Annotated in this window: 21 protein-coding genes; 11 read left to right on the top strand and 10 right to left on the bottom strand. The window is 71.1% G+C overall.

Features of this window, described 5'->3' with window-relative positions; translation table 11 throughout:
* The first annotated feature begins 71 nt into the window (after window positions 1-71).
* Window positions 72-272, top strand: a complete 201-nt coding sequence (locus ACZ7L6_RS00535) for a hypothetical protein (protein WP_471919734.1) — start codon at window positions 72-74, stop codon at window positions 270-272.
* 59 nt (window positions 273-331) lie between these two features.
* Here the strand turns inward: ACZ7L6_RS00535 and ACZ7L6_RS00530 are convergent, their stop codons facing one another.
* The 3 genes from ACZ7L6_RS00530 to ACZ7L6_RS00520 all read right to left on the bottom strand — a co-directional run bounded on the left by ACZ7L6_RS00530 (window position 332) and on the right by ACZ7L6_RS00520 (window position 2,403).
* Entirely contained in the window at window positions 332-718 is a 387-nt protein-coding gene (locus tag ACZ7L6_RS00530) for a guanyl-specific ribonuclease (protein WP_471919733.1), read from the bottom strand.
* 153 nt (window positions 719-871) lie between these two features.
* Window positions 872-1,498, bottom strand: coding sequence for a dihydrofolate reductase family protein (locus ACZ7L6_RS00525; protein ID WP_471919732.1), 627 nt, complete (start codon window positions 1,496-1,498; stop codon window positions 872-874).
* An 89-nt stretch (window positions 1,499-1,587) separates the two neighbouring features.
* On the bottom strand, window positions 1,588-2,403 hold the full coding sequence (locus ACZ7L6_RS00520) for an AIM24 family protein (RefSeq protein ID WP_471919731.1): 816 nt from the start codon (window positions 2,401-2,403) through the stop codon (window positions 1,588-1,590).
* Window positions 2,404-2,576: 173 nt separating this feature from the next.
* Here ACZ7L6_RS00520 and ACZ7L6_RS00515 point away from each other — a divergent pair, with 173 nt between their 5' ends.
* Window positions 2,577-3,323, top strand: coding sequence for an SDR family oxidoreductase (locus ACZ7L6_RS00515; protein WP_471919730.1), 747 nt, complete (start codon window positions 2,577-2,579; stop codon window positions 3,321-3,323).
* A gap of 362 nt (window positions 3,324-3,685) precedes the next feature.
* Here ACZ7L6_RS00515 and alc read toward each other — a convergent pair whose 3' ends face one another.
* Both alc and allB read right to left on the bottom strand, forming a co-directional pair.
* Window positions 3,686-4,801 carry an allantoicase gene (gene alc, locus ACZ7L6_RS00510; RefSeq protein ID WP_471919729.1) on the bottom strand — a complete coding sequence of 372 codons (1,116 nt, stop codon included), beginning with the start codon at window positions 4,799-4,801 and terminating at the stop codon, window positions 3,686-3,688.
* Window positions 4,802-4,848: 47 nt separating this feature from the next.
* A complete protein-coding gene (gene allB / locus ACZ7L6_RS00505) occupies window positions 4,849-6,186 on the bottom strand; it encodes an allantoinase AllB (protein WP_471919728.1) in 1,338 nt (445 codons plus the stop codon).
* 251 nt (window positions 6,187-6,437) lie between these two features.
* Here allB and ACZ7L6_RS00500 point away from each other — a divergent pair, with 251 nt between their 5' ends.
* On the top strand, window positions 6,438-7,235 hold the full coding sequence (locus ACZ7L6_RS00500) for an IclR family transcriptional regulator (RefSeq protein ID WP_471919727.1): 798 nt from the start codon (window positions 6,438-6,440) through the stop codon (window positions 7,233-7,235).
* 5 nt (window positions 7,236-7,240) lie between these two features.
* A complete protein-coding gene (locus ACZ7L6_RS00495) occupies window positions 7,241-7,927 on the top strand; it encodes a DUF6304 family protein (RefSeq protein WP_471919726.1) in 687 nt (228 codons plus the stop codon).
* Between the two features lies 1 nt (window position 7,928).
* Here ACZ7L6_RS00495 and ACZ7L6_RS00490 read toward each other — a convergent pair whose 3' ends face one another.
* Entirely contained in the window at window positions 7,929-8,222 is a 294-nt protein-coding gene (locus ACZ7L6_RS00490; protein ID WP_471920571.1) for a DUF5955 family protein, read from the bottom strand.
* A gap of 212 nt (window positions 8,223-8,434) precedes the next feature.
* Here ACZ7L6_RS00490 and ACZ7L6_RS00485 point away from each other — a divergent pair, with 212 nt between their 5' ends.
* Both ACZ7L6_RS00485 and aceB read left to right on the top strand, forming a co-directional pair.
* Complete coding sequence (locus ACZ7L6_RS00485) at window positions 8,435-9,058, top strand: nucleotidyltransferase family protein (RefSeq protein ID WP_471919725.1); 624 nt, start codon at window positions 8,435-8,437, stop codon at window positions 9,056-9,058.
* Window positions 9,059-9,278: 220 nt separating this feature from the next.
* Entirely contained in the window at window positions 9,279-10,901 is a 1,623-nt protein-coding gene (gene aceB, locus ACZ7L6_RS00480) for a malate synthase A (protein WP_471919724.1), read from the top strand.
* Here aceB and ACZ7L6_RS00475 read toward each other — a convergent pair.
* Genes ACZ7L6_RS00475 through ACZ7L6_RS00465 form a run of 3 tightly spaced genes read right to left on the bottom strand, consistent with a single transcriptional unit; the run spans window position 10,891 to window position 13,636 of the window.
* Window positions 10,891-11,211 carry an Rdx family protein gene (locus tag ACZ7L6_RS00475; RefSeq protein WP_471919723.1) on the bottom strand — a complete coding sequence of 107 codons (321 nt, stop codon included), beginning with the start codon at window positions 11,209-11,211 and terminating at the stop codon, window positions 10,891-10,893. The genes aceB and ACZ7L6_RS00475 overlap by 11 nt on opposite strands.
* Window positions 11,208-12,122 carry a HipA family kinase gene (locus tag ACZ7L6_RS00470; protein WP_471919722.1) on the bottom strand — a complete coding sequence of 305 codons (915 nt, stop codon included), beginning with the start codon at window positions 12,120-12,122 and terminating at the stop codon, window positions 11,208-11,210. Before ACZ7L6_RS00470 ends, ACZ7L6_RS00475 begins: the two co-directional genes overlap by 4 nt.
* Before the next feature lie 20 nt (window positions 12,123-12,142).
* A complete protein-coding gene (locus tag ACZ7L6_RS00465; protein ID WP_471919721.1) occupies window positions 12,143-13,636 on the bottom strand; it encodes an IucA/IucC family protein in 1,494 nt (497 codons plus the stop codon).
* A 94-nt stretch (window positions 13,637-13,730) separates the two neighbouring features.
* Here ACZ7L6_RS00465 and ACZ7L6_RS00460 point away from each other — a divergent pair, with 94 nt between their 5' ends.
* The 3 genes from ACZ7L6_RS00460 to ACZ7L6_RS00450 are packed head-to-tail and all read left to right on the top strand — an operon-like array spanning window position 13,731 to window position 17,368.
* Complete coding sequence (locus tag ACZ7L6_RS00460; RefSeq protein ID WP_471919720.1) at window positions 13,731-15,245, top strand: IucA/IucC family protein; 1,515 nt, start codon at window positions 13,731-13,733, stop codon at window positions 15,243-15,245.
* A gap of 54 nt (window positions 15,246-15,299) precedes the next feature.
* Entirely contained in the window at window positions 15,300-16,565 is a 1,266-nt protein-coding gene (locus ACZ7L6_RS00455; RefSeq protein WP_471919719.1) for a VWA domain-containing protein, read from the top strand.
* The gene (locus ACZ7L6_RS00450) at window positions 16,565-17,368 is read left to right on the top strand and encodes a hypothetical protein (RefSeq protein ID WP_471919718.1); all 804 of its coding nucleotides are present in this window, start codon (window positions 16,565-16,567) and stop codon (window positions 17,366-17,368) included. Before ACZ7L6_RS00455 ends, ACZ7L6_RS00450 begins: the two co-directional genes overlap by 1 nt.
* A gap of 59 nt (window positions 17,369-17,427) precedes the next feature.
* Here the strand turns inward: ACZ7L6_RS00450 and ACZ7L6_RS00445 are convergent, their stop codons facing one another.
* On the bottom strand, window positions 17,428-18,054 hold the full coding sequence (locus ACZ7L6_RS00445) for a winged helix-turn-helix transcriptional regulator (RefSeq protein ID WP_471919717.1): 627 nt from the start codon (window positions 18,052-18,054) through the stop codon (window positions 17,428-17,430).
* Between the two features lie 88 nt (window positions 18,055-18,142).
* Here ACZ7L6_RS00445 and ACZ7L6_RS00440 point away from each other — a divergent pair, with 88 nt between their 5' ends.
* Window positions 18,143-19,357: a pyridoxal phosphate-dependent aminotransferase gene (locus ACZ7L6_RS00440; protein ID WP_471919716.1), complete on the top strand. Its 1,215-nt coding sequence runs from the start codon at window positions 18,143-18,145 to the stop codon at window positions 19,355-19,357.
* Window positions 19,358-19,489: 132 nt separating this feature from the next.
* Window positions 19,490-21,787: a hypothetical protein gene (locus ACZ7L6_RS00435; RefSeq protein ID WP_471919715.1), complete on the top strand. Its 2,298-nt coding sequence runs from the start codon at window positions 19,490-19,492 to the stop codon at window positions 21,785-21,787.
* Window positions 21,788-21,789: the final 2 nt, after the last annotated feature.

The following is a 21,789-nucleotide window of genomic DNA, read 5'->3' as shown; positions in this document are numbered from 1 at the left end:
GAACTTCCGGCGGACATGGCTCGCCCCGCGGCCGATTGGCGTGGGGGGACCGCGGGGCGAGAGTCGTGGGCATGAAACAGGTGCTGGAGATCCTCGGGTTCATCGCCCTCGTGCAGGGCATCGCCGGGCTGGTGCACGAGTTCACCGACTGGGACTGGGGTCTCGTGCAGCGGATCGGCTTTCTCGACTGCTACGAGATCTACGCGAGCGTCGCACTGCTCGTGCTGGCGTTCGCGCTGTTCGCCGCCGCCGAGAGCCGGAAGTCCGGCTGAGCGCGGACCGGACTTCCGGCGGGTGGTGCCGTTCCTCGGCGTCGACCGTGACCCTGGGCTCAGCAGCCGTAGTTGATCAGGTCGAACGACTCGTAGTGGTCGGCCGTGTAGTAGTCCTCCCGGTTCTCCTCACCGGTGACGATCCGGCGAGCTCCGCGCGTGGGAGAGCCAGGCGTGATGACCGTGTACTCGTGGTAGTACCCGGACGGCTGGCTGGGCAGGATGCCTTCCCGGTTCGAGAAGACGGTGCCGTCCTGGTCGTAGGGGAAGGGGCCGCCCTGCTCGATCAGGTCGAGCGTGTCGTGCGCCTGCGAGGGCAGGTTGCTGTAGCAGATGCTGCCGACCGCCGCGGCCGCCGGGGTGGCGGTGACGGTGCCGCCGACGAGGAGGGCGGACAGGACGGCGGCGGCTGCGCCGATGCGGGTGATTCGTGGGGGGAATCTCATGGCTTCATGATGACGCGCGTAGATAGTGGCATGTCAATGACAAGGCCGGAGATTTTCCCGGCAAGTCCGATGAGTTTTCGGGAAGTTAACGTGCGCCCCGGCGTCCTCACCCGATCTCCATGAGAGGCCGTGCGACAACGCCGCGGAGGGCGGTCACGCGTTCTCGGGGAGTTCGAACGAACCGTACTCGGGGCGGCCCGCGAAGTCGTACGAGTGGATGACGACGCCCTTGCTCGTGGTGCGGCCGGCGGTGTGCCGGAACGCGGTGGGCACGGCGCCCTCCCCGAACAGGCGGTGGCCCGTGCCGAGCACGACCGGGAAGGTCAGCAGGTGGAGGGTGTCGACCAGGTCGTGGGCCAGCAGCGACCTGACGAGGGCGCCGCTGCCGTGGACCTGGAGTTCGCCGTCCGTGCGCTCCTTGAGGGCGGTGACCTCCTTGGCGAGGTCGCCGCTGATCACCGTGGTGCCGGACCACTCGGGGTCGGTCAGGGTCGAGGAGGCGACGTACTTCGGCAGCTGGTTCAACCTGGAGGCGACCGGGTCGAGGGGATCGGTCACCTTCGGCCAGTACGACGCGAAGATGTCGTACGTACGGCGTCCGAGGAGGAAGGCGCCGGGGCGCTCGAAGACCTCGTTGATGAACTGGCCGAAGTCCTCGTCGGCGTACGGAAAGCTCCAGCCGCCGTGCGTGAAGCCGCCGCGGGTGTCCTCCTGCGGGCCGCCGGGCGCCTGGTAGACGCCGTCGAGCGTGACGAAGAGGGTGGAGACGAGCTTGCCCATGAGGAGTGCCTCTTTTCCGGGGTGGGGTCTGCTGTCATCACCTCAGACCCCGTCGGCACCCGCAACTCATCGGTCCGCCGTACGCGCGCTCACCCCGCGTTCGTCGAGAACAGACCGCCCGTCGGGCCCTGCTTGTCGCCGCCCTGGGCCTTCTTCAGGGCGTTGGCCAGGCTCTCGATGGTGAGGGACTGCAGGATGACGCGCCCGTTGCCCTCCAGGGTGGCCAGGGACAGGCCCTCGCCGCCGAAGACGGCGTTCATCAGGCCCTGGCGGTTGAGGCCGCCGACGCGCTGGACGCCGTACTGGATGCCCTCCTCGAAGGCGACGACGCAGCCGGTGTCGACCTCGATACGGCCGCCGAAGTCGGCCGGGTTGAGGTCGATGAAGTTGCCGGCGCCGGCGATGATCACCGTGCCCTGGCCGGTGAACTTCTCCAGGACGAAGCCCTCGCCGCCCTTCATGCCGGTGCGGCCGCCCTGGAACGCGATGCCGAAGTCGACGGTGGACTCGGCGGCCACGAAGGCGTCCTTCTCCGCGAACCACGCGCGCGTGCCGTCCAGCTCCAGCGCCCGCATCTCACCCGGCAGCACGCCCGCGAAGCCGACGGTGCCCTCGCCGCCCTGGGAGGTGAAGTACTGGAACGCGATCGACTCGCCGGCCAGGACGCGCTGGCCGACCTGCATGGCGGTGCCCATGGCCTGGCGCAGCATGCCGCCCATGCCGCCACCGCCGCCGCCCTGGGGCTGGCCGCCGCCGTTGGACGGGCCGGTCAGGCGGGTCTCCATGGTCACGTTGGTGGTCTTGAAGAGGAACTTGCCCGCCTCGCAGTACACGGTCTGGCCGGGCTGGAGGCTGACGACCGCCATCTGCATGGCGTTGCCGACGATTTCTTGCTGAAGAGTCACGTGGGGTGAACGAAGGAACCGGAGTGAAGAGTTCCGCCGAGTTCCGGCCTTCCCCTGCCGGGTCTCGGCCCTCCCGTGCCGATCTTCGTTCGCCCGGTCTCGATGTCCGTTCGCCGCCAGCGCTTCGGCCCGTGCAGCGCTGGGATGGATTCATGACAACGACTTATGGATCCATGACAACGGCTCACGGAACGCTGCACGGCAAGGTGGCCCTGGTCACCGGCGGCAGTCGTGGCATCGGCGCGGCGACGGCACTGCGGCTCGCGCGGGAGGGCGCGGATGTCGCCGTGAGCTATGTGAACGGCAAGGAGGCGGCCGAGGAGGTCGTCCGGGCCGTCGAGTCGCTGGGGCGGCGGGCCGTGGCGCTGCGGGCGGACGCCAGTGACGCGGACGAGGCGGAGGGCGCGGTGGGGCGTACGGCTGAGGCGCTGGGGGGCCTGGACGTGCTGGTGAACAACGCCGGCGTGGGCGTCCTGGGGCCGCTGGAGGGCCTGTCGCTCGCGGACGTGGACCGGGTGCTCGCCGTGAACGTGCGGGGCGTCTTCCTGGCCTCACGGGCGGCGGCGGCCCGCATGAGCGCCGGGGGTCGGATCATCACGATCGGCACCTGTATGACGCAGCGTGTGCCGGGTCCCGGCGGCACGCTGTACGCCACCAGCAAGTCGGCCCTGATCGGTCTGACGAAGGCCCTTGCGCGGGAGCTGGGACCGCGCGGCATCACGGCGAACATCGTCCATCCCGGTCCCATCGACACCGATCTGAATCCGGCGGGCGGTCCGTACGCGCCCAATCAGGCGGCGATGACCGCGCTGGGCCGCTTCGGTACGGGTGACGAGGTGGCTGCGATGGTGGCGTACCTGGCGGGGGCGGAGTACGTCACGGGGGCGGAGTTCGCGGTGGACGGGGGCCACGCGGCGTAGGCCTCCGGCGGTTGAGCCGGCTTGCGGTGCGGGTGCGTGCGGTGACCGTCCCTGGGGGCTGCCGCCCCCAGACCCCCGCTTCGGCCCCGAAAGGGCCTCGTCCTCAAACGCCGGACAGGCAGGAATGCCGTGACCGGCGTCAAGAGGCGGAGCCCCCTACGGGTGGGCGGGAGATCGGGACGGCAACACCTCCTCCTCAAACGCCGGACAGGCAGGAATGCCGTGACCGGCGTCAAGAGGCGGAGCCCCCTACGGGTGGGCGGGGGATCGGGACGGCAACACCTCCTCCTCGAACGCCGGAGGGGCTGGGATGCGCGGACGGCGTCGAGAGGTGAGGCCCTTTGGGGATGGGGCTCGGGCGTTCAGCCGCCCAGTTCCTGGTGTCGTGCCGCCAGTGCCGCCTCGCCCTGCTCCGTCAGGGAGCCGTGGAGGCGCAGGCGGGAGATGCCGCCGTCCGGGAAGATGTCCACGCGTGCGTGCGTGCCCACGGCGGGCGCCGACAGGAGGAAACGGTGGTTGGTGTCGGGCTGGAGGCGCGTGCGCGGGAGGATCTGCGTCCACTCGCCCTCCTCACCGTCCTTCACCGACACCGACGCCCAGCCCGCGCTGTTGCCCTTCAGGTACGCGGTGTCGATCTCGATGGCGCGGATCTGGGACTGGGCCACCAGCCGGTAGCGGATCCAGTCGTTGCCCTGGTCGCGGCGCCGGCGCGTCTCCCAGCCGTCGTCCATCTTGCGGGAGCGGCCCGGCTGGATGGTGTTCGTGGCGGGCGAGTAGAAGAGGTTGGAGGCGTCCTCGACCTGGCCGCCGTTCTCCAGGGCGACGACGTCGAAGGTGCCCAGGACCGCCAGCCACTCGGGGGCGGGGACGACCTCGCCGTGGACGCGCAGGCGCGCGATGCCGCCGTCGGGGTGCTGGTTGACGCGGAGGTGCGTGAAGCGCTGCTCGACCGCGATGGAGAAACCGTTCGCCGCATGGCCGCCGACCGGTGTGCGCGGCACCAGCGTCGTCCACTTCACGTCGTCCGCGAGCAGTTCTTGGGGGGACGGCGAGCCGGGTACCGACGTGCCCTCGATCGACACTGCCTGCGGGTAGTTGCCGCGGAAGTGGGCCGTGTCGACCACGATCCCGCGGATCACGCCCGGCGCGCCGAGGCGTACCAGCGCCCAGTCGTGGTCCTCGGCCGTCGGCCACGGGTGGTCGGCGGACGCGCCGCGCCGGCGCCTCGTCTCCCAGCCGTCCATGATCTTGCCCTTGTGCCCGAAGTGCTCGGGGTCGAACTCGGCCCGCTCGGGCACCAGCAGGTTCTCGCGCTGGGCGAAGAACTCGTCGTTGGCGGCGATGACACCGGCGCCCAGCTGGCGGTCGGCGAGGTTGGCGTACTGGGTGAAGGGGAAGTCGGCGGTGCGGTAGTCCGCGTACGGGTCACCGCCTCCGTAGGGGTTCGCGTCGCCGGTGAAGCTGGGTATCGCCGTCACGAGGTGTGCCTTTCAGAAGTCGGCCGCTGCGGGTGCGGGAGAGAAGGTCAGTGGTCTCGGGTGAGCAGCTGACCCTTCGGGTCGGTGAACTCGCCGTCCGCGACGATGCGTTCGCCGCGCAGCCAGGTGGACTTCACCACGCCGTACAGGGTCTTGCCCGCGTACGCCGTCACGCGGTTGCGGTGCTGGAGGGCGGCCGGGTCCACGGTGAACGTCTCGTCGGGCGCGAGGACGGCGAAGTCGGCGTCGCGGCCCGCCTCGATGGCGCCCTTCTGATCCAGTCCGACAAGTTCCGCCGTCCGTGCGGACATCCAGCGGACCACGTCCTCCAGGCCGTGTCCGCGCCTGCGGGCCTCCGTCCACACCGCCGCCAGGCTCAGCTGGAGGCCGGAGATGCCGCCCCAGGCCGTCGCGAAGTCGTCGGTCTTGAGGTCGGCCGTGGACGGGGAGTGGTCCGTCACCACGCAGTCGATGGTGCCGTCGGCCAGCGCCTGCCAGAGCAGGTCCTGGTTGGCGGACTCGCGGATCGGCGGGCAGCACTTGAACTCGCTGGCGCCGTCGGGGACTTCCTCGGCGGTCAGGGTCAGATAGTGCGGGCAGGTCTCGACGGTGATCCGTACGCCTTCCCGCTTGGCCTCGGCGATCAGCGGCAGCGCGTCGCTCGACGACAGGTGGAGGACGTGCACGCGCGCGTGGAGGCGCTTCGCCTGGGCGATCAGCTGGGCGATCGCCGTGTCCTCCGCGTCGCGCGGGCGTGAGGCCAGGAAGTCGGCGTACTTGGGGCCGCCCTGCTGCGGGGCGGCGTCGAGGTGGTGCGGGTCCTCGGCGTGCACGATCAGCAGGCCGCCGAAGGAGGCGATCTCGGCGAGGGACTGTGCGAGTTGGTCCTGGTTCAGGTGCGGGAACTCGTCCACGCCGGACGGGGACAGGAAGGCCTTGAAGCCGAAGACGCCGGCCTCGTGCAGCGGGCGCAGGTCCTTGACGTTGTCGGGCAGGGCGCCGCCCCAGAAGCCGACGTCGATGTGCGCCTTGTCGGCGGCCACGTCCTGCTTGGTGCGGAGGTGGTCGACGGTCGTGGTCGGCGGGAGGGAGTTGAGCGGCATGTCGACGAGGGTGGTGATGCCGCCGGCCGCCGCCGCGCGCGTGGCGGTCCAGAAGCCCTCCCACTCGGTGCGGCCGGGGTCGTTGACGTGCACGTGCGTGTCGACGAGGCCGGGCAGCAGGACGTCGTCGCCGAGGTCCTCCAGCCGGGCGCCGGACGGGACTTCGGTGTCGTAGGGGAGTACGGCTGTGATCTTGCCGTCGGCGACCGCGACCGTCGCGGCGCGCGTCCCCTCCGGAGTGATGACGCGCCTCGAGCGCAGCACCAGTTCAGCGTCGGACACCCGGACCCCTCTCTGCCGCCGTTTTACTTCCGCGAAACGGAATTCAACTTTCTGTTGAAGGAGTCTTCACTCCCGTTCCAGCGCCGTCAAGGGCACACTTCTCCACAGTGCACCCGATGCGGACTCTCTGGACGTTTCCACAAAGCGGAAGTAGAATTTCGCCAAGCAGAACGTAGCTACGCACAAGCAGGGAGTCAACCGACTGACGGGTAGGCTTCTGCCCTTCTCACCGGTCCCGAAAGGAACGCGCCGTGCCGACGTCCAGCGCCAGCACCACCGACTCCGCCAGGTCCAGCTCCAACGGCGGCGTCCAGTCCCTCGAGCGCGCCTTCGACCTGCTTGAACGGATGGCGGACGCGGGCGGCGAGGTCGGCCTGAGCGAGCTCTCCGCGAGCAGCGGGCTGCCGCTGCCCACCATCCACCGCCTCATGCGGACGCTCGTCGCCTGCGGCTACGTACGCCAGCAGCCCAACCGCCGCTACGCCCTCGGCCCGCGCCTCATCCGCCTCGGTGAGTCGGCCTCCCGGCTGCTGGGCACGTGGGCCCGGCCCTACCTCGCCCGGCTGGTCGAGGAGACCGGCGAGACCGCGAACATGGCCCTGCTCGACGGCGACGAGATCGTCTACGTCGCGCAGGTGCCGTCCAAGCACTCGATGCGCATGTTCACCGAGGTCGGCCGGCGTGTGCTGCCGCACTCCACCGGGGTCGGCAAGGCGCTGCTCGCCGGGTTCCCGCCGGAGGAGGTGCGCGCGCTGCTGGCCCGCACCGGCATGCCGGCCGCCACGGAGAAGACGATCACCACGCCGGACGGCTTCCTCGCGGCCCTGGAGGACGTGCGGCGCAACGGCTACGCGGTCGACGACAACGAGCAGGAGGTCGGCGTCCGCTGCCTGGCCGTCTCGGTCCCGAACTCCCCCACCGCGGCTGCGATCTCGATCTCCGGTCCGGCGGGGCGGGTCACCGAGGCGGCGACGGACAAGATCGTGCCGGTGCTCCAGCAGGTTGCCGGGGAACTTTCGGAGGCGCTGGTCACCCAGAACCACGGGTGACGGCGATGGAGCGCCGGCCGGGGCGGTACACCGACCGGCACGGCTCCGAGGAGATCGTCTTCGAGTCGGACGGCCGGGAGTCGATCCGCACGACGATCAGGGGCGTCGCCTTCGAGGGCGCCATGATGGACGACCTCGGCGCCCTGAGCGGGATGCCGCCCGATCAGATGTTCACCTTCCTCGACGGGGCACTGTGCTCCTGCCTCCTGGAGTGGGAGGTGCCGATGCCCGTGGAAGTCGAGGGGCAGGGCGTGCGGGCGGCAGTGCTGCACTGTGCCCTGCGGCTCGGCGACCCGGTGGGCCCGGGCCTGGACGAGCAGACCCTGATCACTACCCTGCGCCTCGACGGGCGCGAGTACCGCAACGCGGACAGCCAGGACGACTTGGAGCAGGCGCTGCACGACATTCAGCGCAGACTGCCGCGAGGAGCGCGGCTCAAGGCATGCGTAGCGTGCGCCTGGTCCGACTACAGCCCCGCCGGCACCCCACTCATGGCGGGGCTGGCCTGTTTCCGCGGTGCCAAGGACCTCTACCGGCAGTGCGACGGCAAGCGTGGCCCGCACGGCATCTTCGCGATCTGGCAGGAGCGCACCGAGTTCGTACAGGAGACATGGCTCTGCGAGGAGTTCGAGCACCGGACCTCGGACCGGGGCTACCGGGGGCCGTTTCCCTACCGCGGCCCGTTCCGGTGATCTAACCCCGTCCCCGCGGCGACTCGCCGAACAGATCCACGGCGTGCCGAACATCCGACAAGCCGCGGGACAGCGCGCTCACGGACCCGATCGCGCCCGCGATCAACAGCAACGACCTCCGCAGTCGCGGCATCTCCGGCACCCCGTCGATCGTCATCGCGGCCAGCGCGGCGAGTTCGTCCTCGGCGATCCCCCGGTCCGGGAACTCGGCCGGGTGCGCGGCGAGTTCGCGGCGCAGACGGGACACCGCCGTCCGCAGTTCCGCCACCCTCGGGTCCTCGTCGCTGCCCGTCACCAGCCTCTGTCCCAAGCTCCGCAACACAGCACTCCCCCTCGCACGCCGTTGTGCGCCAGCAGTCCCGCTTCCCCATCGCGCACCCCTGACAAAGGCCGGGCGCCGGGGACGCGGGTCAGTAAACCCACCCGACGCCGGATGCGCCACCGTACGGACGGAAATTCAGCCCTGGGGGACCGGGCGCCCGCGCGGGCGTCAGGTATGCAGGACGCATGACTGAGAACGAAGCACCGCCGACCGAGAAAGAAGCACCGCCGGTCGCCGGTCTGCTCCTCGCCGCCGGCGGCGGACGGCGGCTCGGCGGACGGCCCAAGGCGCTGCTCCGGCATCGCGGCCGCCCCCTCGTCGAGCACGCCGTCGGGGTGCTGCGCGCGGCCGGCTGCGCCCGTGTGCACGTGGTGCTGGGCGCGCAGGCGGCCGCCGTACGGGAGCAGGCCGAGCTCGGTGACTGCGTACTGGTGGAGAACCCGGACTGGGCCGAGGGGATGGGCTCCTCCCTGCGCGCCGGGCTCGGCTCGCTCGCCGGTACGGGGGCGCGGGCGGCGCTCGTCTCGCTCGTCGACCAGCCCGGCATCGGACCGGAGGCGGTGGCCCGGGTGCTCGCCGCGTACGAGGGCGAGCAGTCGCTCGTCTCGGCGGCGTACGACGGGGTACGCGGGCATCCCGTGCTCTTCGGCGCCGCCCACTGGGCGGGCATCGCGGCGACCGCGACCGGCGACCGGGGGGCACGCGCCTACCTGAAGGCGCACGAGGGGGCGATCGGGCTCGTCGAGTGCGGGGACGTGGCCCGGCCGTACGACATCGACACGGAGGCCGATCTGAGCCACCTTGAGTGAGCGCGGTGGCACTGAGCGCCACCTTGCCTCGACTCAGAGAATCTCGACATCAACAAACCATTGAACTTCCACCATGAGGAAACTAGTATCCACTGTTCAGAAGCGCCCGACGGCTCCACGGGCGTTGTCAGCCGTATCCGGGAAGACTGGCACCCGGTGCCAAAGCTCTGCCAAAGCTCGACAGTTCGTCTTCGTAGCTCGCTGAAGGAAGTGACAGCTCATGTCCGCACCAGCGCCGTCCCCGCTGGCCATCGTCGACGCCGAGCCCCTGCCCCGGCAGGAGGAGGTCCTCACGGAGGCGGCCCTCGCCTTCGTGGCCGAGCTGCACCGCCGGTTCACGCCCCGGCGTGACGAACTCCTCTCCCGCCGTGCGGAGCGCCGCGCCGAGATCGCCCGCACCTCCACCCTCGACTTCCTCCCGGAGACCGCCGCGATCCGCGCGGACGACTCCTGGCGGGTGGCCCCGTGCCCGCCCGCGCTGCAGGACCGCCGCGTCGAGATCACCGGCCCCACCGACCGCAAGATGACCATCAACGCCCTCAACTCGGGAGCCAAGGTCTGGCTCGCCGACTTCGAGGACGCCTCGGCGCCGACCTGGGAGAACGTGGTCCTCGGCCAGCTCAACCTGATCGACGCGTACACCCGGAACATCGACTTCACCGACCCGAAGTCCGGCAAGTCGTACGCCCTGCGCCCGAACGACGAGCTGGCGACCGTCGTCATGCGCCCGCGCGGCTGGCACCTGAACGAGCGTCACCTCCAGGTCGACGGACAGCCGGTCCCCGGCGCCTTCGTCGACTTCGGCCTGTACTTCTTCCACAACGCCCAGCGCCTGCTCGACCTCGACAAGGGCCCGTACTTCTACCTCCCGAAGACGGAGTCGCACCTGGAGGCCCGCCTCTGGAACGATGTGTTCGTCTTCGCGCAGGACTACGTCGGCATCCCGCAGGGCACCGTCCGCGCGACCGTCCTGATCGAGACGATCACGGCCGCGTACGAGATGGAGGAGATCCTCTACGAACTCCGCGACCACGCCTCGGGGTTGAACGCGGGCCGCTGGGACTACCTGTTCTCCATCGTCAAGAACTTCCGTGACGGCGGCGCCAAGTTCGTCCTGCCGGACCGCAACGCGGTCACCATGACGGCCCCGTTCATGCGGGCGTACACCGAACTCCTCGTCCGCACCTGCCACAAGCGCGGCGCGCACGCGATCGGCGGCATGGCGGCCTTCATCCCGTCCCGCCGGGACGCCGAGGTCAACAAGGTCGCCTTCGAGAAGGTCCGCGCCGACAAGGACCGCGAGGCCGGTGACGGCTTCGACGGCTCCTGGGTCGCCCACCCCGACCTGGTCCCGATCGCCATGGAGTCCTTCGACAAGGTCCTCGGCGACCGGCCGAACCAGAAGGACCGGCTGCGCGAGGACGTCGACGTCGAGGCGGCCGACCTGATCGCCATCGACTCGCTGGACGCCAAGCCGACGTACCCGGGCCTCATCAACGCCGTCCAGGTCGGAATCCGCTACATCGAGGCGTGGCTGCGTGGCCTCGGCGCGGTCGCGATCTTCAACCTCATGGAGGACGCGGCCACCGCCGAGATCTCCCGCTCGCAGATCTGGCAGTGGATCAACGCGGGCGTCGAGTTCGAGAACGGCGAGAAGGCCACCCCGGAGCTGGCCCGCAAGGTCGCCGCCGAGGAACTTGCGAACATCCGCGCCGAGATCGGCGAGGAGGCCTTCGCGGCCGGCCACTGGCAGCAGGCCCACGACCTGCTCCTGGAGGTCTCCCTCGACGAGGACTACGCGGACTTCCTGACGCTGCCGGCGTACGAGCAGCTCAAGGGCTGACGTCCTCCTGCGAAGACGCAGACCTCTCCGAGTGGCCCAGGGACTTTCCCGGGGCCACTCGGTCGCGTACGGCCTGCTTCACGGCCGTCGGCTCGGGGAAGCCCTGCTCGCGACGGTCCCACACCACCTCGTCGCCCACGCGGACGACGAAGACGCCGCCCTTGCCCGGCTTCAGGGCGAGCTCCGTCAGCTCCGCCTCGAAGGTCGTCAGCAGCTCCTGGGCCAGCCAGGCGGCACGCGGAAGCCACCTGCACTGGGTGCAGTACTCGATCTCGACCCGCCGGGCGTCCGTCATAGGGGTGTCCGTCATCCCAGGTGTACCGACCAATCCTGTTCTGCCGCCGGCTTGCCGTGCAGGTCGGGGACCCGCTTGAGCCACTTCGGGCGGCCTTCCTGTGTGCGTGCCGCGCGGAGGGCCTCCTCGGCGGCGAGTTCCTCCCGCGAGGGGAAGTCGGTGGGGAGCCAGGCCGCGGACGCCTGTACGCGCGCGTGGAGGTGGGCGACATAGGCGTCGCGGACCTCCCCGGGGCTCAGGAAGCCCGGTTCGGCGCTCAGCCACGCGTCCGGGACCTGCGCCACGACCTCCCGCAGCAGGGCCTCGGTGACCTTCGGCGCCAGCTCGGCGTCGGCCGCGCGCACGTCGGGGGCGTAGTGGCCGAGGGCGTGGTGACGGAAGTCGTACGCCTTCGCGGGGTCCGTGCCGTCCCAGCGGTGGTGGAAGACGAGCGCGGCGCCGTGGTCGATGAGCCACAAGCGCGGCGGAACGGTCCCCAGCGTGGGCCAGACCATCAGGTTGGAGCTGTGGACCGTACGGTCGACGTTGGCGGTCAGCGCGTCCAGCCAGACGATGCGGCCCGCCTCCGGGGGATCCACGCGGAAGTGCTTGGCGACCTCGGGGGTGAAGTCCTTCGCCCCCGGCAGGTAGTCCATGCCGAGGTTGACCCCCGCGCTGGACGCGTGCAGCTGCCGTACCTCCTGGTGCGGCTCGCTCTCGGCGATCGCGGGATCGAAGTGGACCAGGACCAACTCGGGAAAGCGCAGCCCCAGCGCACGGGCCAGTTCGCCGACGATGACCTCGGCGACCAGCGCCTTGCGGCCCTGCGCGGAGCCGGTGAACTTCACGACGTACGTGCCCAGGTCGTCGGCCTCGACGACTCCGGGCACGGAGCCGCCGGACCGCAACGGGGTCACGTATCGAACAGCAGTCACGTCGCGCAGCACACCGGCCAGGGTAATTCAGATCATGTACGGGCCAGCGGGTTCGGCAGCGGCAGATAGCGGGCGTCCGCGCCGTCGGCGTTCGTCCAGCGCAGGAGCAGGTTCGTCTTGCCGGGCAGGGTGGGTGCGGTGAGCAGGCCGGTGGTCTCGGGGAGGTCGTGGCGGGCGAACTCGCGGCGTGCGGCGGGCCAGGGGTCCAGGGGCGGGTGGCGTTCGGCCAGGGCGTCGGCGATCTCCACAAGGTGGTTGACGACCAGGCAGTACACGAGCCGCTCCCAGCCGGCCGCCCGCGTCACGTCGGGCAGCAGCTTCACGCCCTCGGCGTCCCGGAACAGGGCCTGTACCGGGGTGCCGTCGGTGTCGACGGCGACCAGCGTGTTCTGCAGGTGGGCCTCCAGTACGACGCCGTGGTCGGCGAAGGCCGCGAGGGCGGGCGGTACGACCGCGCCGAGGTACGCCTCCCACCAGGCCGCCGGGTCCGCCGTGGCGTCGAGCGGGCTGCCCTCGAAACCCTCCACGAGGGCGGCGGCGAGCAGCGGGGTCGTGCCGGGCAGCAGTCGGTCGTGGAAGCCGTCGCGGACGAGGACGGCGAGTTCCTCGAAGGCGAAGTCGGCGGTGCGGTAGCCGCGGTCGCTCAGCCAGGCCGCGCGGGAAGTGGCGAAGGCGGCCGTGGCCGCGGCGTCGGTGCGGCGCAGTTTCAGCAGGTCGTGGCGCCAGAGCCGGCGGATGTCGTTCGTGATCCGCACGTCGAGGCTGAACTTCAGGAACAGGTCGGGCTCGGGGGCGTACAGCGTGCGGATCGCGGCCGTGGGCCAGACGTCGAAGTCGGTGGTGCCCAGCCGGATCAGCCTGCCGTCGGCGAAGGCCGGCGCGACGTCGACGAGGTCGAGCTGCCAGGGGTGCGCGGGCAGCAGCCGGTAGCCGGGCGGGGCCTCGCCGAGGGCGTCCAGGGCCGAGGTGTCGCCCTCCTCGACGACCGCGTCCTCGCGCAGGCCGAGCAGCGTCAGCGGGAAGCGGGCGTGCGCCTCGGGGGCGTACGGCAGCCAGGCCGCGACCGGGCCGCCGCCGCGCGCCTTGGGGGCGGGGTGGTGGGGGTGGCCGGTGAGGAGGGACTGCTCGGAGCGCAGGTAGAGGTCGTCCGGCGGCACCGCACGCGCGCGTGCCGTGAGCAGCGCGGCCACCGCGTCCCGGCTGTCGATCATCTCGGCGGGCAGTTCGTGATTGGAGGCCCCGGTGTGCCGGCGCAGCTCGTCGGCGACGAGTTTGACCAGTTCTGTGTGGTCGATGCGCTGCCAGGCGCCGGACGCGTGCACCTCGGGCTCGGCGGGCCGCCGCTCGCCGCGGACCCGCAGCAGGCGGCCCGAGCCGGGCAGCCGGTACACCCGCCGTTCGCCGGACTCCGAGTGGGGTTCGGCCACCTCGCGCAGCAGGCAGTTGAGCAGGGGCGTGACCGCGTGGGCGTCGGCACGTGCCGCGACGTCGGCTGCGGGCAGGGGGTTGAGGTGCACGCGATCCACTCGTTCTCTACGGTCCGTTCAGGCGGGGAGACGATCAGTATGTCTGTCGTCGGTGCCTGCCCCGACGCCCTACTCGTACCCGAGGAGCCCGCCCGTGCACCGTTTCCCCAGCGCCGAGGCCGAGGTCACCGCCGAACTGGCCGAAGTGCGCCCCGATCTCGCGTCGCGGTACCAGGCCGAGCTTCCCGGGGCCCGGGCGGCCGTGTTGACCCGGCTGTGGCGCGCGCTCACGCACGAGCCCCTGCCCTGGGTCGACCGCCGCGAGCCAGGCCTGGAAGGCCTCACCCTGCACCTCGCCGACGGCCGCCGGCTGCACGGCCCGCACGCGGACCCGTACGCCACGGCCGCGTACGTCACCGCCGTACGACTCGACGAGACGCCGTTCGACGATCCGGCCCGGCTGCTGACCGGCCTCTCCGTGGCGCACGGTACGTCCTTCGCCGCCGAACTCGGCCACAGTGTCGCCTCGTTGGCGCTGTCACGGGCCGGGCAGGACGCCCACTCGAAGGAGTGGCCCCTGCGCGACTGGGAGTGGGAGCAGCGGGTGGTCGACGGGCATCCGTTCCATCCCAACTGCCGTTCCCGGCCGGGGTTCTCGGTCGCCGAGCAGCTGGCGTACGGGCCGGAGCACCGGCCGGTGGTCGCGCTGGGGCTGGTGCCGGTGCGGGCGGACGAGTGCCTGGTGACGGGTGCGTGGCCGGAAGGGATGCGGGACGGGGAGCGGTTGCTGATCCCGGTGCATCCGTGGCAGGCCGAGCATGTGCTCAAGCGTCCCCGCGATCCCTACGACGGCACAGTCGCCGCGCATCCCCTGATGTCCCTGCGCACGCTCGCCCTCCACGGCGGACCGCACGTCAAGACCGCACTGAGCGCCCGGCTGACGTCCTCGGTGCGGGACATCTCGGTGTACTCCATCGGCATCTCGGCCACCCTGTCCGACTTCGCGGAGACGCTCGCGGCGCGGACGGACGGGCTGCTGCACATCACCCGCACCCTGGGGGCCGCCACCGCCCACTCGCCGGATCTGGCGGCTGTGGTGCGCGAGTCGCCGCAGGAGTACGCGCGGCCGGGCGAGCGGGTGGTACCGGTGGCCGCGCTCGCCACCACCGCGCTGCCCCAATCCCCGACCTGGCTGGCCGAGTTCACGCGTCTCGCCCTCACCGTGGGGCTGCGGCTGCTGGAGCTGGGTGTCGCGCTGGAGGCGCACGGCCAGAACCTGCTGGTGGTGCTGTCCCCCGACGGCTCCCCGGTGCGCCTGGTCTACCGCGACCTCGCCGACATCCGCGTCAGTCCGGCCCGGCTCGCCCGGCACGGCATCCCGGTGCCGGAGCTGACCGGCCGGATCGTGACGGACGACGTGCCGACCCTGCGCCGCAAGCTGTTCGGCTCCCTGGTGGCCGGGGCGCTGGCGGGTGCGGCCGGTTCGGGGGCGGTGTTGCGCGGGGCGCTGGAGGCAGTCGTACGGGATCTGCCGGGCACCGTGGATCTCGCGGCACTGCGCGAGGAGCCGCTGCCCACGAAGGCGCTGACGCTGATGCGGCTGTCGCCGGGGACGCCCGGGGATCAGTGGGCGGAGCTGCCCAATCCGCTGGTCAGCGAGGTGCTCTGACGGTGTTCCGACCCCGTTTTGGAGCGGACCACCTCTGATCAATAAGATCCGCCGATGATCAGAACACAACGGCTGGCGGCCGGGGTCTGCGCCCTGCTCGCCGCGCTCACGGCCGGGATGGTCTTCCCGGCCGGAGCGGTCGCCGACGAGACCACCGCCACCGCCCCGAAAGTCGATCTCGTGATCGACGTCAGCGGCTCGATGCGGGCGAAGGACATCGACGGCCAGTCCCGGATGGCCGCGGCGAAGCAGGCCTTCAACGAGGTGCTGGACGCCACGCCCGAGGAGGTCCAGCTCGGCATCCGCACGCTGGGCGCCAACTACCCGGGCGACGACCGCAGGACGGGCTGCAAGGACACCGCGCAGCTCTACCCGGTCGGCCCGCTGGACCGCACCGAGGCCAAGACGGCGGTGGCGACCCTCACCCCCACCGGCTGGACGCCGATCGGCCCCGCGCTGCTCAAGGCGGCCGACGACCTCGACGGCGGCGAGGGCTCCAAGCGGATCGTGCTGATCAGCGACGGCGAGGACACCTGCGCCCCGCTCGACCCGTGCGAGGTGGCCCGTGAGATAGCCGCCAAGGGCATCGGGCTGACCATCGACACGCTCGGCCTGGTCCCCAACACCAAGCTGCGGCAGCAGCTGAGCTGCATCGCCGAGGCGACGGGCGGCACGTTCACCTCGGTCGAGCACACCGACGAACTCGCCGACAAGGTCAACCAGTTGGTCGACCGGGCGGCCGACCCCGTGGTGACGCCGGTCGCGACGGAGGGCGCGCGGCAGTGCACGAAGGCGCCCACGCTGAAGTCCGGCCTGTACACCGACCGTGAGGAGTTCGGGCAGCAGCGCTGGTACCGCGTGGACGTCGAGCCCGGCCAGGAGCTGCGTGCCTCGGTGAGCGTGTCGGCGGACCGGGCCGTGAACCCGTCGTACGGCGTGCTGCTGCGGGCGGTGACGGTGCACGGACGGGAGATCGTGCGCGGTGAGGCCGCGGGCAACGGTCGCACGGATGTGGTGTCGGCCGGTCTGCGCTATCCGAAGAAGGAGAGCGACGACGAGGACACCGCGACCGCCGAGGCCGTCTGCCTGCAGGTCACGCACTCCTTCTCGGCGGGCTCCGGCGTGAAGGCCACGCCCGGTCTGCCGCTGGAGCTGACCGTCGATGTCGTGGACGGTCCGTCGGCGTCGAGCGACGTGGCCTCCTTCGGGCTCGGGCGCGGCTGGTGGCTGCTGGGCGCGCTGATCCTCACCGGTTTCCTCGCCGGTCTCGTCTGGGGCTGGCTGTCACGCTGGCGGGTCGCGATCTGGAGGACCAACTGATGCGGATCACACGTGTGTTCAGTGCCGCCCTGCTGACGCTGGGGCTGGCGGCGGGTCCGGCGGCCGCGGACTCCTCGCCGTCGCCGAGCGCGTCGGAGGACGGCGGCGCGCCGACCGAGGCGGGCACCTCCTTCCGTACGGCGACCGAGGTCGAGCAGGGGCAGACGGCCACGGCGAGCGCCTCCACGGGCGACTACCTGTACTGGTCGTTCCCCGCGGACGCCGGACAGCGCCCCACCGTCAAGGCGACGGTGAAGCTGCCGGACACGCACGCCGCCGAGACCTGGCAGATCGACGTGTACGACGGCCTGCGGCGCCGCCAGTCCTGCCAGTACGGGGCACAGACGCGCACCGCGGCGGCGGGTGCCGCCTCCGTGGAGCTGGCCTGCGTCCTGCGGACCGTCCGCGCCTGGTCGGAGCCGTGGGCCGACGATCCGCTGCCGGGCACGTACTACATCCGGCTGACGGTCGTGGACCTGCCCACCTCCGACCTCGGCCTGCCGGTCGACGCCGAGGTGCGGGCCGACTCCGAGGACGTCGGCGGGGCGGCGGCGGTGGACGGGGCGCTGGCACATCCGCTGGTGCCGGGAGCAGGCGCCATCTCCCAGGGCGACGAGGAGGAGTCGACCAAGGAGGCCCTGCTCGCGAGCCTTGAACCGAGCGGCGGCTGGGCGTCCGGCTGGTGGTCCGACCGCTGGGTGTGGACGGTGATCGGCGGCGTGCTGGCCGCGCTCGCCGGTGTCGGCGGGTATGCGCTGACGCGCGGGTCGGGACGGCCTTCGCGGGTGCCGCCGACGGCCTGACACCTGGTCATGAGACCTGGTCATGAGGGGCCCGCTGTCCTCGACAGCGGGCCCCTTCGTCATCCCTCCCGAAGGACCTTGGCGAGGGTGCCGTCCCCGGTCACCTCGATACGGCCGTCACGAACACCGTCCGCGACCCTCAACTCCCCCCGTGCGACCGCCTCGCACGTCCCGGAGTCCAGCACCAACCGCGCATCCGGCTCCCCGGGAGCGGGCCCGTCCCCGTAGACCGGCCCGTCCTCGGCGCCGACGTACAGATGGAAGTCGCCCTCCTCCAGCCGGACTTCGACCAGCCCCTCTCCCTCCAGCGACCGCAGCAGAGGCAGCGCGAACCAGTGCGCGCGCACCGCGTCGGTGGGCCGCCGCTCGCCGAGCTCGGCCTGCCCCCACTCCCCCAGCGCCTGGAGCACCGGCAGCAACTCCCGTCCACGCGGGGTGAGTTCGTACACGTACGCCGCTCCGGGCGGCGGCAGCCGGCGCCGTGTGCTGATGCCGTCGCGCTCCATGTCCTTCAGCCGGGAGGCGAGCACGTCCGTGCTGACGCCCGGCAGATCGGCGTGCAGGTCGGTGTAGCGCCGCGGACCGGCCAGCAGCTCCCGGACGATCAGCAGGGTCCAGCGGTCGCCGACGACGTCGAGCGCACGGGCGGCGGAACAGTACTGGTCGTAGCTTCGGCGAGGTGACATGCGACGCAGTCTAGACATGTTGTTGGACTTTCCAAGCTGGAACTTGGTAAAACCAAGCAACACACGAAAACCGGAGGGGCGAGCGCGCATGGAGTTCCGGCAGTCGAACAAGCTGAGCGAGGTCTGCTACGAGATCCGCGGCCCGGTGATCGAGCACGCCGACGCGCTGGAGAAGGCGGGCCACAGCGTGCTGCGCCTGAACACCGGCAATCCCGCGGTCTTCGGCTTCGAGGCGCCGGAGGAGATCCTCCAGGACATGATCCGGATGCTGCCCCAGGCGCACGGCTACACCGACTCGCGCGGCATCCTCTCCGCCCGCCGGGCGGTGGCCCAGCGGTACCAGACGCTGGGCCTGGAGGTCGGCGTCGACGACGTCTTCCTCGGCAACGGCGTGTCCGAGCTGGTCTCCATGGCCGTACAGGCGCTGGTCGAGGACGGCGACGAGATCCTCATCCCCGCCCCGGACTTCCCGCTGTGGACGGCGGTGACGACCCTCGCCGGCGGCAAGGCGGTCCACTACCTCTGCGACGAGCAGGCCGACTGGTACCCGGACCTCGACGACATGGCATCGAAGATCACGGACCGCACCAAGGCCGTGGTCATCATCAACCCCAACAACCCCACCGGCGCGGTCTACCCGAAGGAGATCCTCGAGGGCATCCTCGACCTCGCCCGCCGCCACGGCCTGATGGTCTTCGCCGACGAGATCTACGACCAGATCCTGTACGACGACGCCGTGCACCACTCGGCCGCGGCCCTCGCCCCCGATCTGGTGGTCCTCACCTTCTGCGGCCTGTCGAAGACGTACCGGGTGGCGGGCTTCCGCTCCGGCTGGCTGGTGGTCACCGGCCCGCGGCAGCACGCGAAGGACTACCTGGAGGGCCTGACGATGCTGGCCTCCATGCGCCTGTGCGCCAACGCGCCCGCCCAGTACGCCATCCAGGCCGCGCTCGGCGGCCGCCAGTCGATCCAGGAGCTGACCGCCCCCGGCGGGCGGTTGCGTGAACAGCGGGACGTGGCCTGGGAGAAGCTCAACGAGATCCCCGGCGTCTCCTGTGTTAAGCCGAAGGGCGCGCTGTACGCGTTCCCGCGCCTCGACCCCAAGGTGCACAAGATCCACGACGACGAGAAGTTCGTCCTGGACCTGCTGCTGCGGGAGAAGATCCAGGTGGTCCAGGGCAGGGGCTTCAACTGGCCGACCCCCGACCACTTCCGCATCCTGACCCTGCCGTACGCGGAGGATCTGGAGGCGGCCATCGGGCGGATCGGGCGGTTCCTGAGCGGGTATCGGCAGCAGTCGTAGGGCTGGTGGTCGTCGGGCTTCTCGATGTTGGCGGATTCGCGGTGGCGGCCCGTGGGGATGCCATAGAGTGCGGCCACTGATCTCTGGGATCGGGGGATGGGGGAACCCCAGGTGTTCTTGTCTCGCCGGAGTGTGTCCCGCTTGCCGTCGTCCTTACGCGGCCGTGTCGCGCTGCTGCTCCTGCTGGTCCTCGCAGCGGGCAGCCCATGGGTGCAGCGGCCGCTGTGGGAGTTCTACATCGACAAGTTCTACGTCGAGGAACTCGGCAACGAGACCGTACGCACGCTCGCCCAGGGGGTGTTCGTCCCCGCCTGGGCGTACTCCCCCGAGTACTGGGACAGCGTGTCCTTTCTGGTCATCGCCGACGTCGGCGTCGTCGTACTGCTCGCGGGGCTCGTCCTCTTCTCGTCCCGCCTCCTGGCCCGCGGGGGCGGCCTGCTCCGCTGCCTCGCCGTCGGAGTGCTCGCGGCCGAGGTCGAGGCACTCCTGCGGATGGGCATGCTGGAGACCTTCCTCCGGGACGAGGACCTGGCACCGCCCGGCACCCTGCTGAAGAACCTGATGCTCTCGTCCCTCACCTTCGGTCTGGCGGTCGGCCTGCTGCTCGCGCTGCTGACCGTCGGGCTGCCCGGGACACCTGCCTGGAGATCCGTCGGCGCCGCGAAGGCGTCGCTCCGCCGGAGGAACGAAGGAGGGCTCGGCATGACGACCCCACAGGTACGCATGCCGGTAGGGAGCGCCCCGGGTGACGTCACCCGGTATCTGTGCGCCGCGGCCTACGTGGACGAACGCTTCGCCGACCGGGTGGTGGAGGAGGTCCTGGCCGACGAGGCCAGTGCCGTGGCCCCCTCACCCGATGTCGATCTGTCGGCGGTGGTACGCCACTGCATGGCAGCACAGGACATCCGTTACCGCCGCGACCTGCGACTGGCGGGGGCGTTCGCCGTCGTGGCCCTGCTCGCGCCGCTGTGGCTGGTGTACGTCACGGTGCTGTTGTCGACCACCCGAGGCGCCCGTTCCAAGCCGAGCCTGGCCACCCGCGGCCACCACGAGCCGAACAGCAGGATGCTGGTGGGCAGCGCGATCACGGCCGCCGTCATGGTGCTGCTCGCCTTCTACTTCGGCTTCCTCTTCTCCCTGCTGCCCGTGCCCGGTTTCGTCGGTTGGCTGCTCGGCGCCTACCTGGGCGGCGTACCGGCCGTCCTCGCCTCGCTCGGCGCGGCCGCGTTCGCGTACGTGACGGTCGTGCGCCACGACCTCGACACCGACCGGCTGCTGCGCACCACCATGACCCGCGAGACGTTCGCCCGGCAGCCCCGCCCCTCCGTGCCCCGGCGCAAGTGGATGGCCGAGCGGCTCACGGCCATCAGGGAGGCGCAGGCCGGCAACGTCACCGTGTACAGCGGATACACCCCGTTCATCGGCTACTCGGAGACCAGCTCCAAGTGGTCGATCGCCGTGCCGCTGCTGCCCGCCGAGGACCCCGTCGGCATGAGCGCGCGTCCCGCCGGGCCGGAGGCCTTCACCGTCGCCGAACTCGTCGACCACGTCCGCGCACGGCTGCGCGCGGTCGCCGAGCGCGCCGGCGCCGACGCGACGGCGGAGGCCGAGGCGGATGCCCTGGGTTCCCTCGTCATCGAGGACCGGATCTTCGCGAGCGGCACGACGATCGGTGACGACGACCGGTTCATCAAGGCCCGCAGCATCACCCCGGCCGCACGGCTGTCGCCCGAAGAGGTCGAGCGGATCATGCTGCATCCGACCGGTACCGTCCGCCACTATCTGGCGCTGCACGTGCCGATGTGGGGCGGGGACGTGGTGCCGAGCGTGTTCCTGCACTTCTCGACCGCGGGCAGAACCCTTCACCTGCACTGCGACAACCACGTGCTCGGCCCGGTGGCCGCGGACTACCACGTCGTGGACCGCCTGCGCGGCCCGCTCGGCCCCGACGCGAGACGCGGGCTGCTGCTGAGGGCCCTCTCCCGCACCGGCGGGGCGTTCTTCGCCGCTCCGTTCCGGGCGCTGCGCCACGCCCGCTTCGAGACACGGCACAACCGGCGCATGGTCGACGAGCTGACGGCCATGGAGCAGGACCCGGTCTTCGACTACGGCGCCCGGGTGAGCATCCGGGAGATGGCGCTGAGCCCCAACTACCACAACTACTTCCAGGTCGTGGACGCCGGGCGGATCACGTCCCTGGTGGAACGCCACACCCTCGCCGCGATCCGCGAGTTCCTCGACGCGCACGGCTACGACATCACCGACTTCCGCAGCCAGCAGCAGACCATCCTCAACCAGGGCCTCATCCAGCAGGGCGGGATGAGCATCATCGGCAACCAGGCGATCGGCACGGGGGCGACCGCCCATCAGAACATCCCGCAGCAGCCAGGCCCGGCCGCGATGAGCGCCGCCGGCGGTTCCGACAAGTAGGG

The organism is Streptomyces sp. NPDC107522, assembly GCF_055657525.1.
The sequence above is the reverse complement of the archived record's forward strand: the minus strand, read 5'-3'. Positions and strand labels throughout refer to the sequence as shown.

Excerpts from the sequence above, each read along its gene's own strand:
- ACZ7L6_RS00495 (WP_471919726.1), top strand. The coding sequence starts at position 7,241 with ATGGAGCGCCGGCCGGGGCGGTACACCGACCGGCACGGCTCCGAGGAG.
- ACZ7L6_RS00535 (WP_471919734.1), top strand. The coding sequence starts at position 72 with ATGAAACAGGTGCTGGAGATCCTCGGGTTCATCGCCCTCGTGCAGGGC.
- ACZ7L6_RS00445 (WP_471919717.1), bottom strand. The coding sequence starts at position 18,054 with ATGTCACCTCGCCGAAGCTACGACCAGTACTGTTCCGCCGCCCGTGCG.
- ACZ7L6_RS00530 (WP_471919733.1), bottom strand. The coding sequence starts at position 718 with ATGAGATTCCCCCCACGAATCACCCGCATCGGCGCAGCCGCCGCCGTC.
- ACZ7L6_RS00485 (WP_471919725.1), top strand. The coding sequence starts at position 8,435 with ATGACTGAGAACGAAGCACCGCCGACCGAGAAAGAAGCACCGCCGGTC.
- ACZ7L6_RS00515 (WP_471919730.1), top strand. The coding sequence starts at position 2,577 with ATGACAACGGCTCACGGAACGCTGCACGGCAAGGTGGCCCTGGTCACC.
- ACZ7L6_RS00450 (WP_471919718.1), top strand. The coding sequence starts at position 16,565 with ATGCGGATCACACGTGTGTTCAGTGCCGCCCTGCTGACGCTGGGGCTG.
- ACZ7L6_RS00455 (WP_471919719.1), top strand. The coding sequence starts at position 15,300 with ATGATCAGAACACAACGGCTGGCGGCCGGGGTCTGCGCCCTGCTCGCC.
- aceB (WP_471919724.1), top strand. The coding sequence starts at position 9,279 with ATGTCCGCACCAGCGCCGTCCCCGCTGGCCATCGTCGACGCCGAGCCC.
- ACZ7L6_RS00525 (WP_471919732.1), bottom strand. The coding sequence starts at position 1,498 with ATGGGCAAGCTCGTCTCCACCCTCTTCGTCACGCTCGACGGCGTCTAC.
- ACZ7L6_RS00440 (WP_471919716.1), top strand. The coding sequence starts at position 18,143 with ATGGAGTTCCGGCAGTCGAACAAGCTGAGCGAGGTCTGCTACGAGATC.
- ACZ7L6_RS00475 (WP_471919723.1), bottom strand. The coding sequence starts at position 11,211 with ATGACGGACACCCCTATGACGGACGCCCGGCGGGTCGAGATCGAGTAC.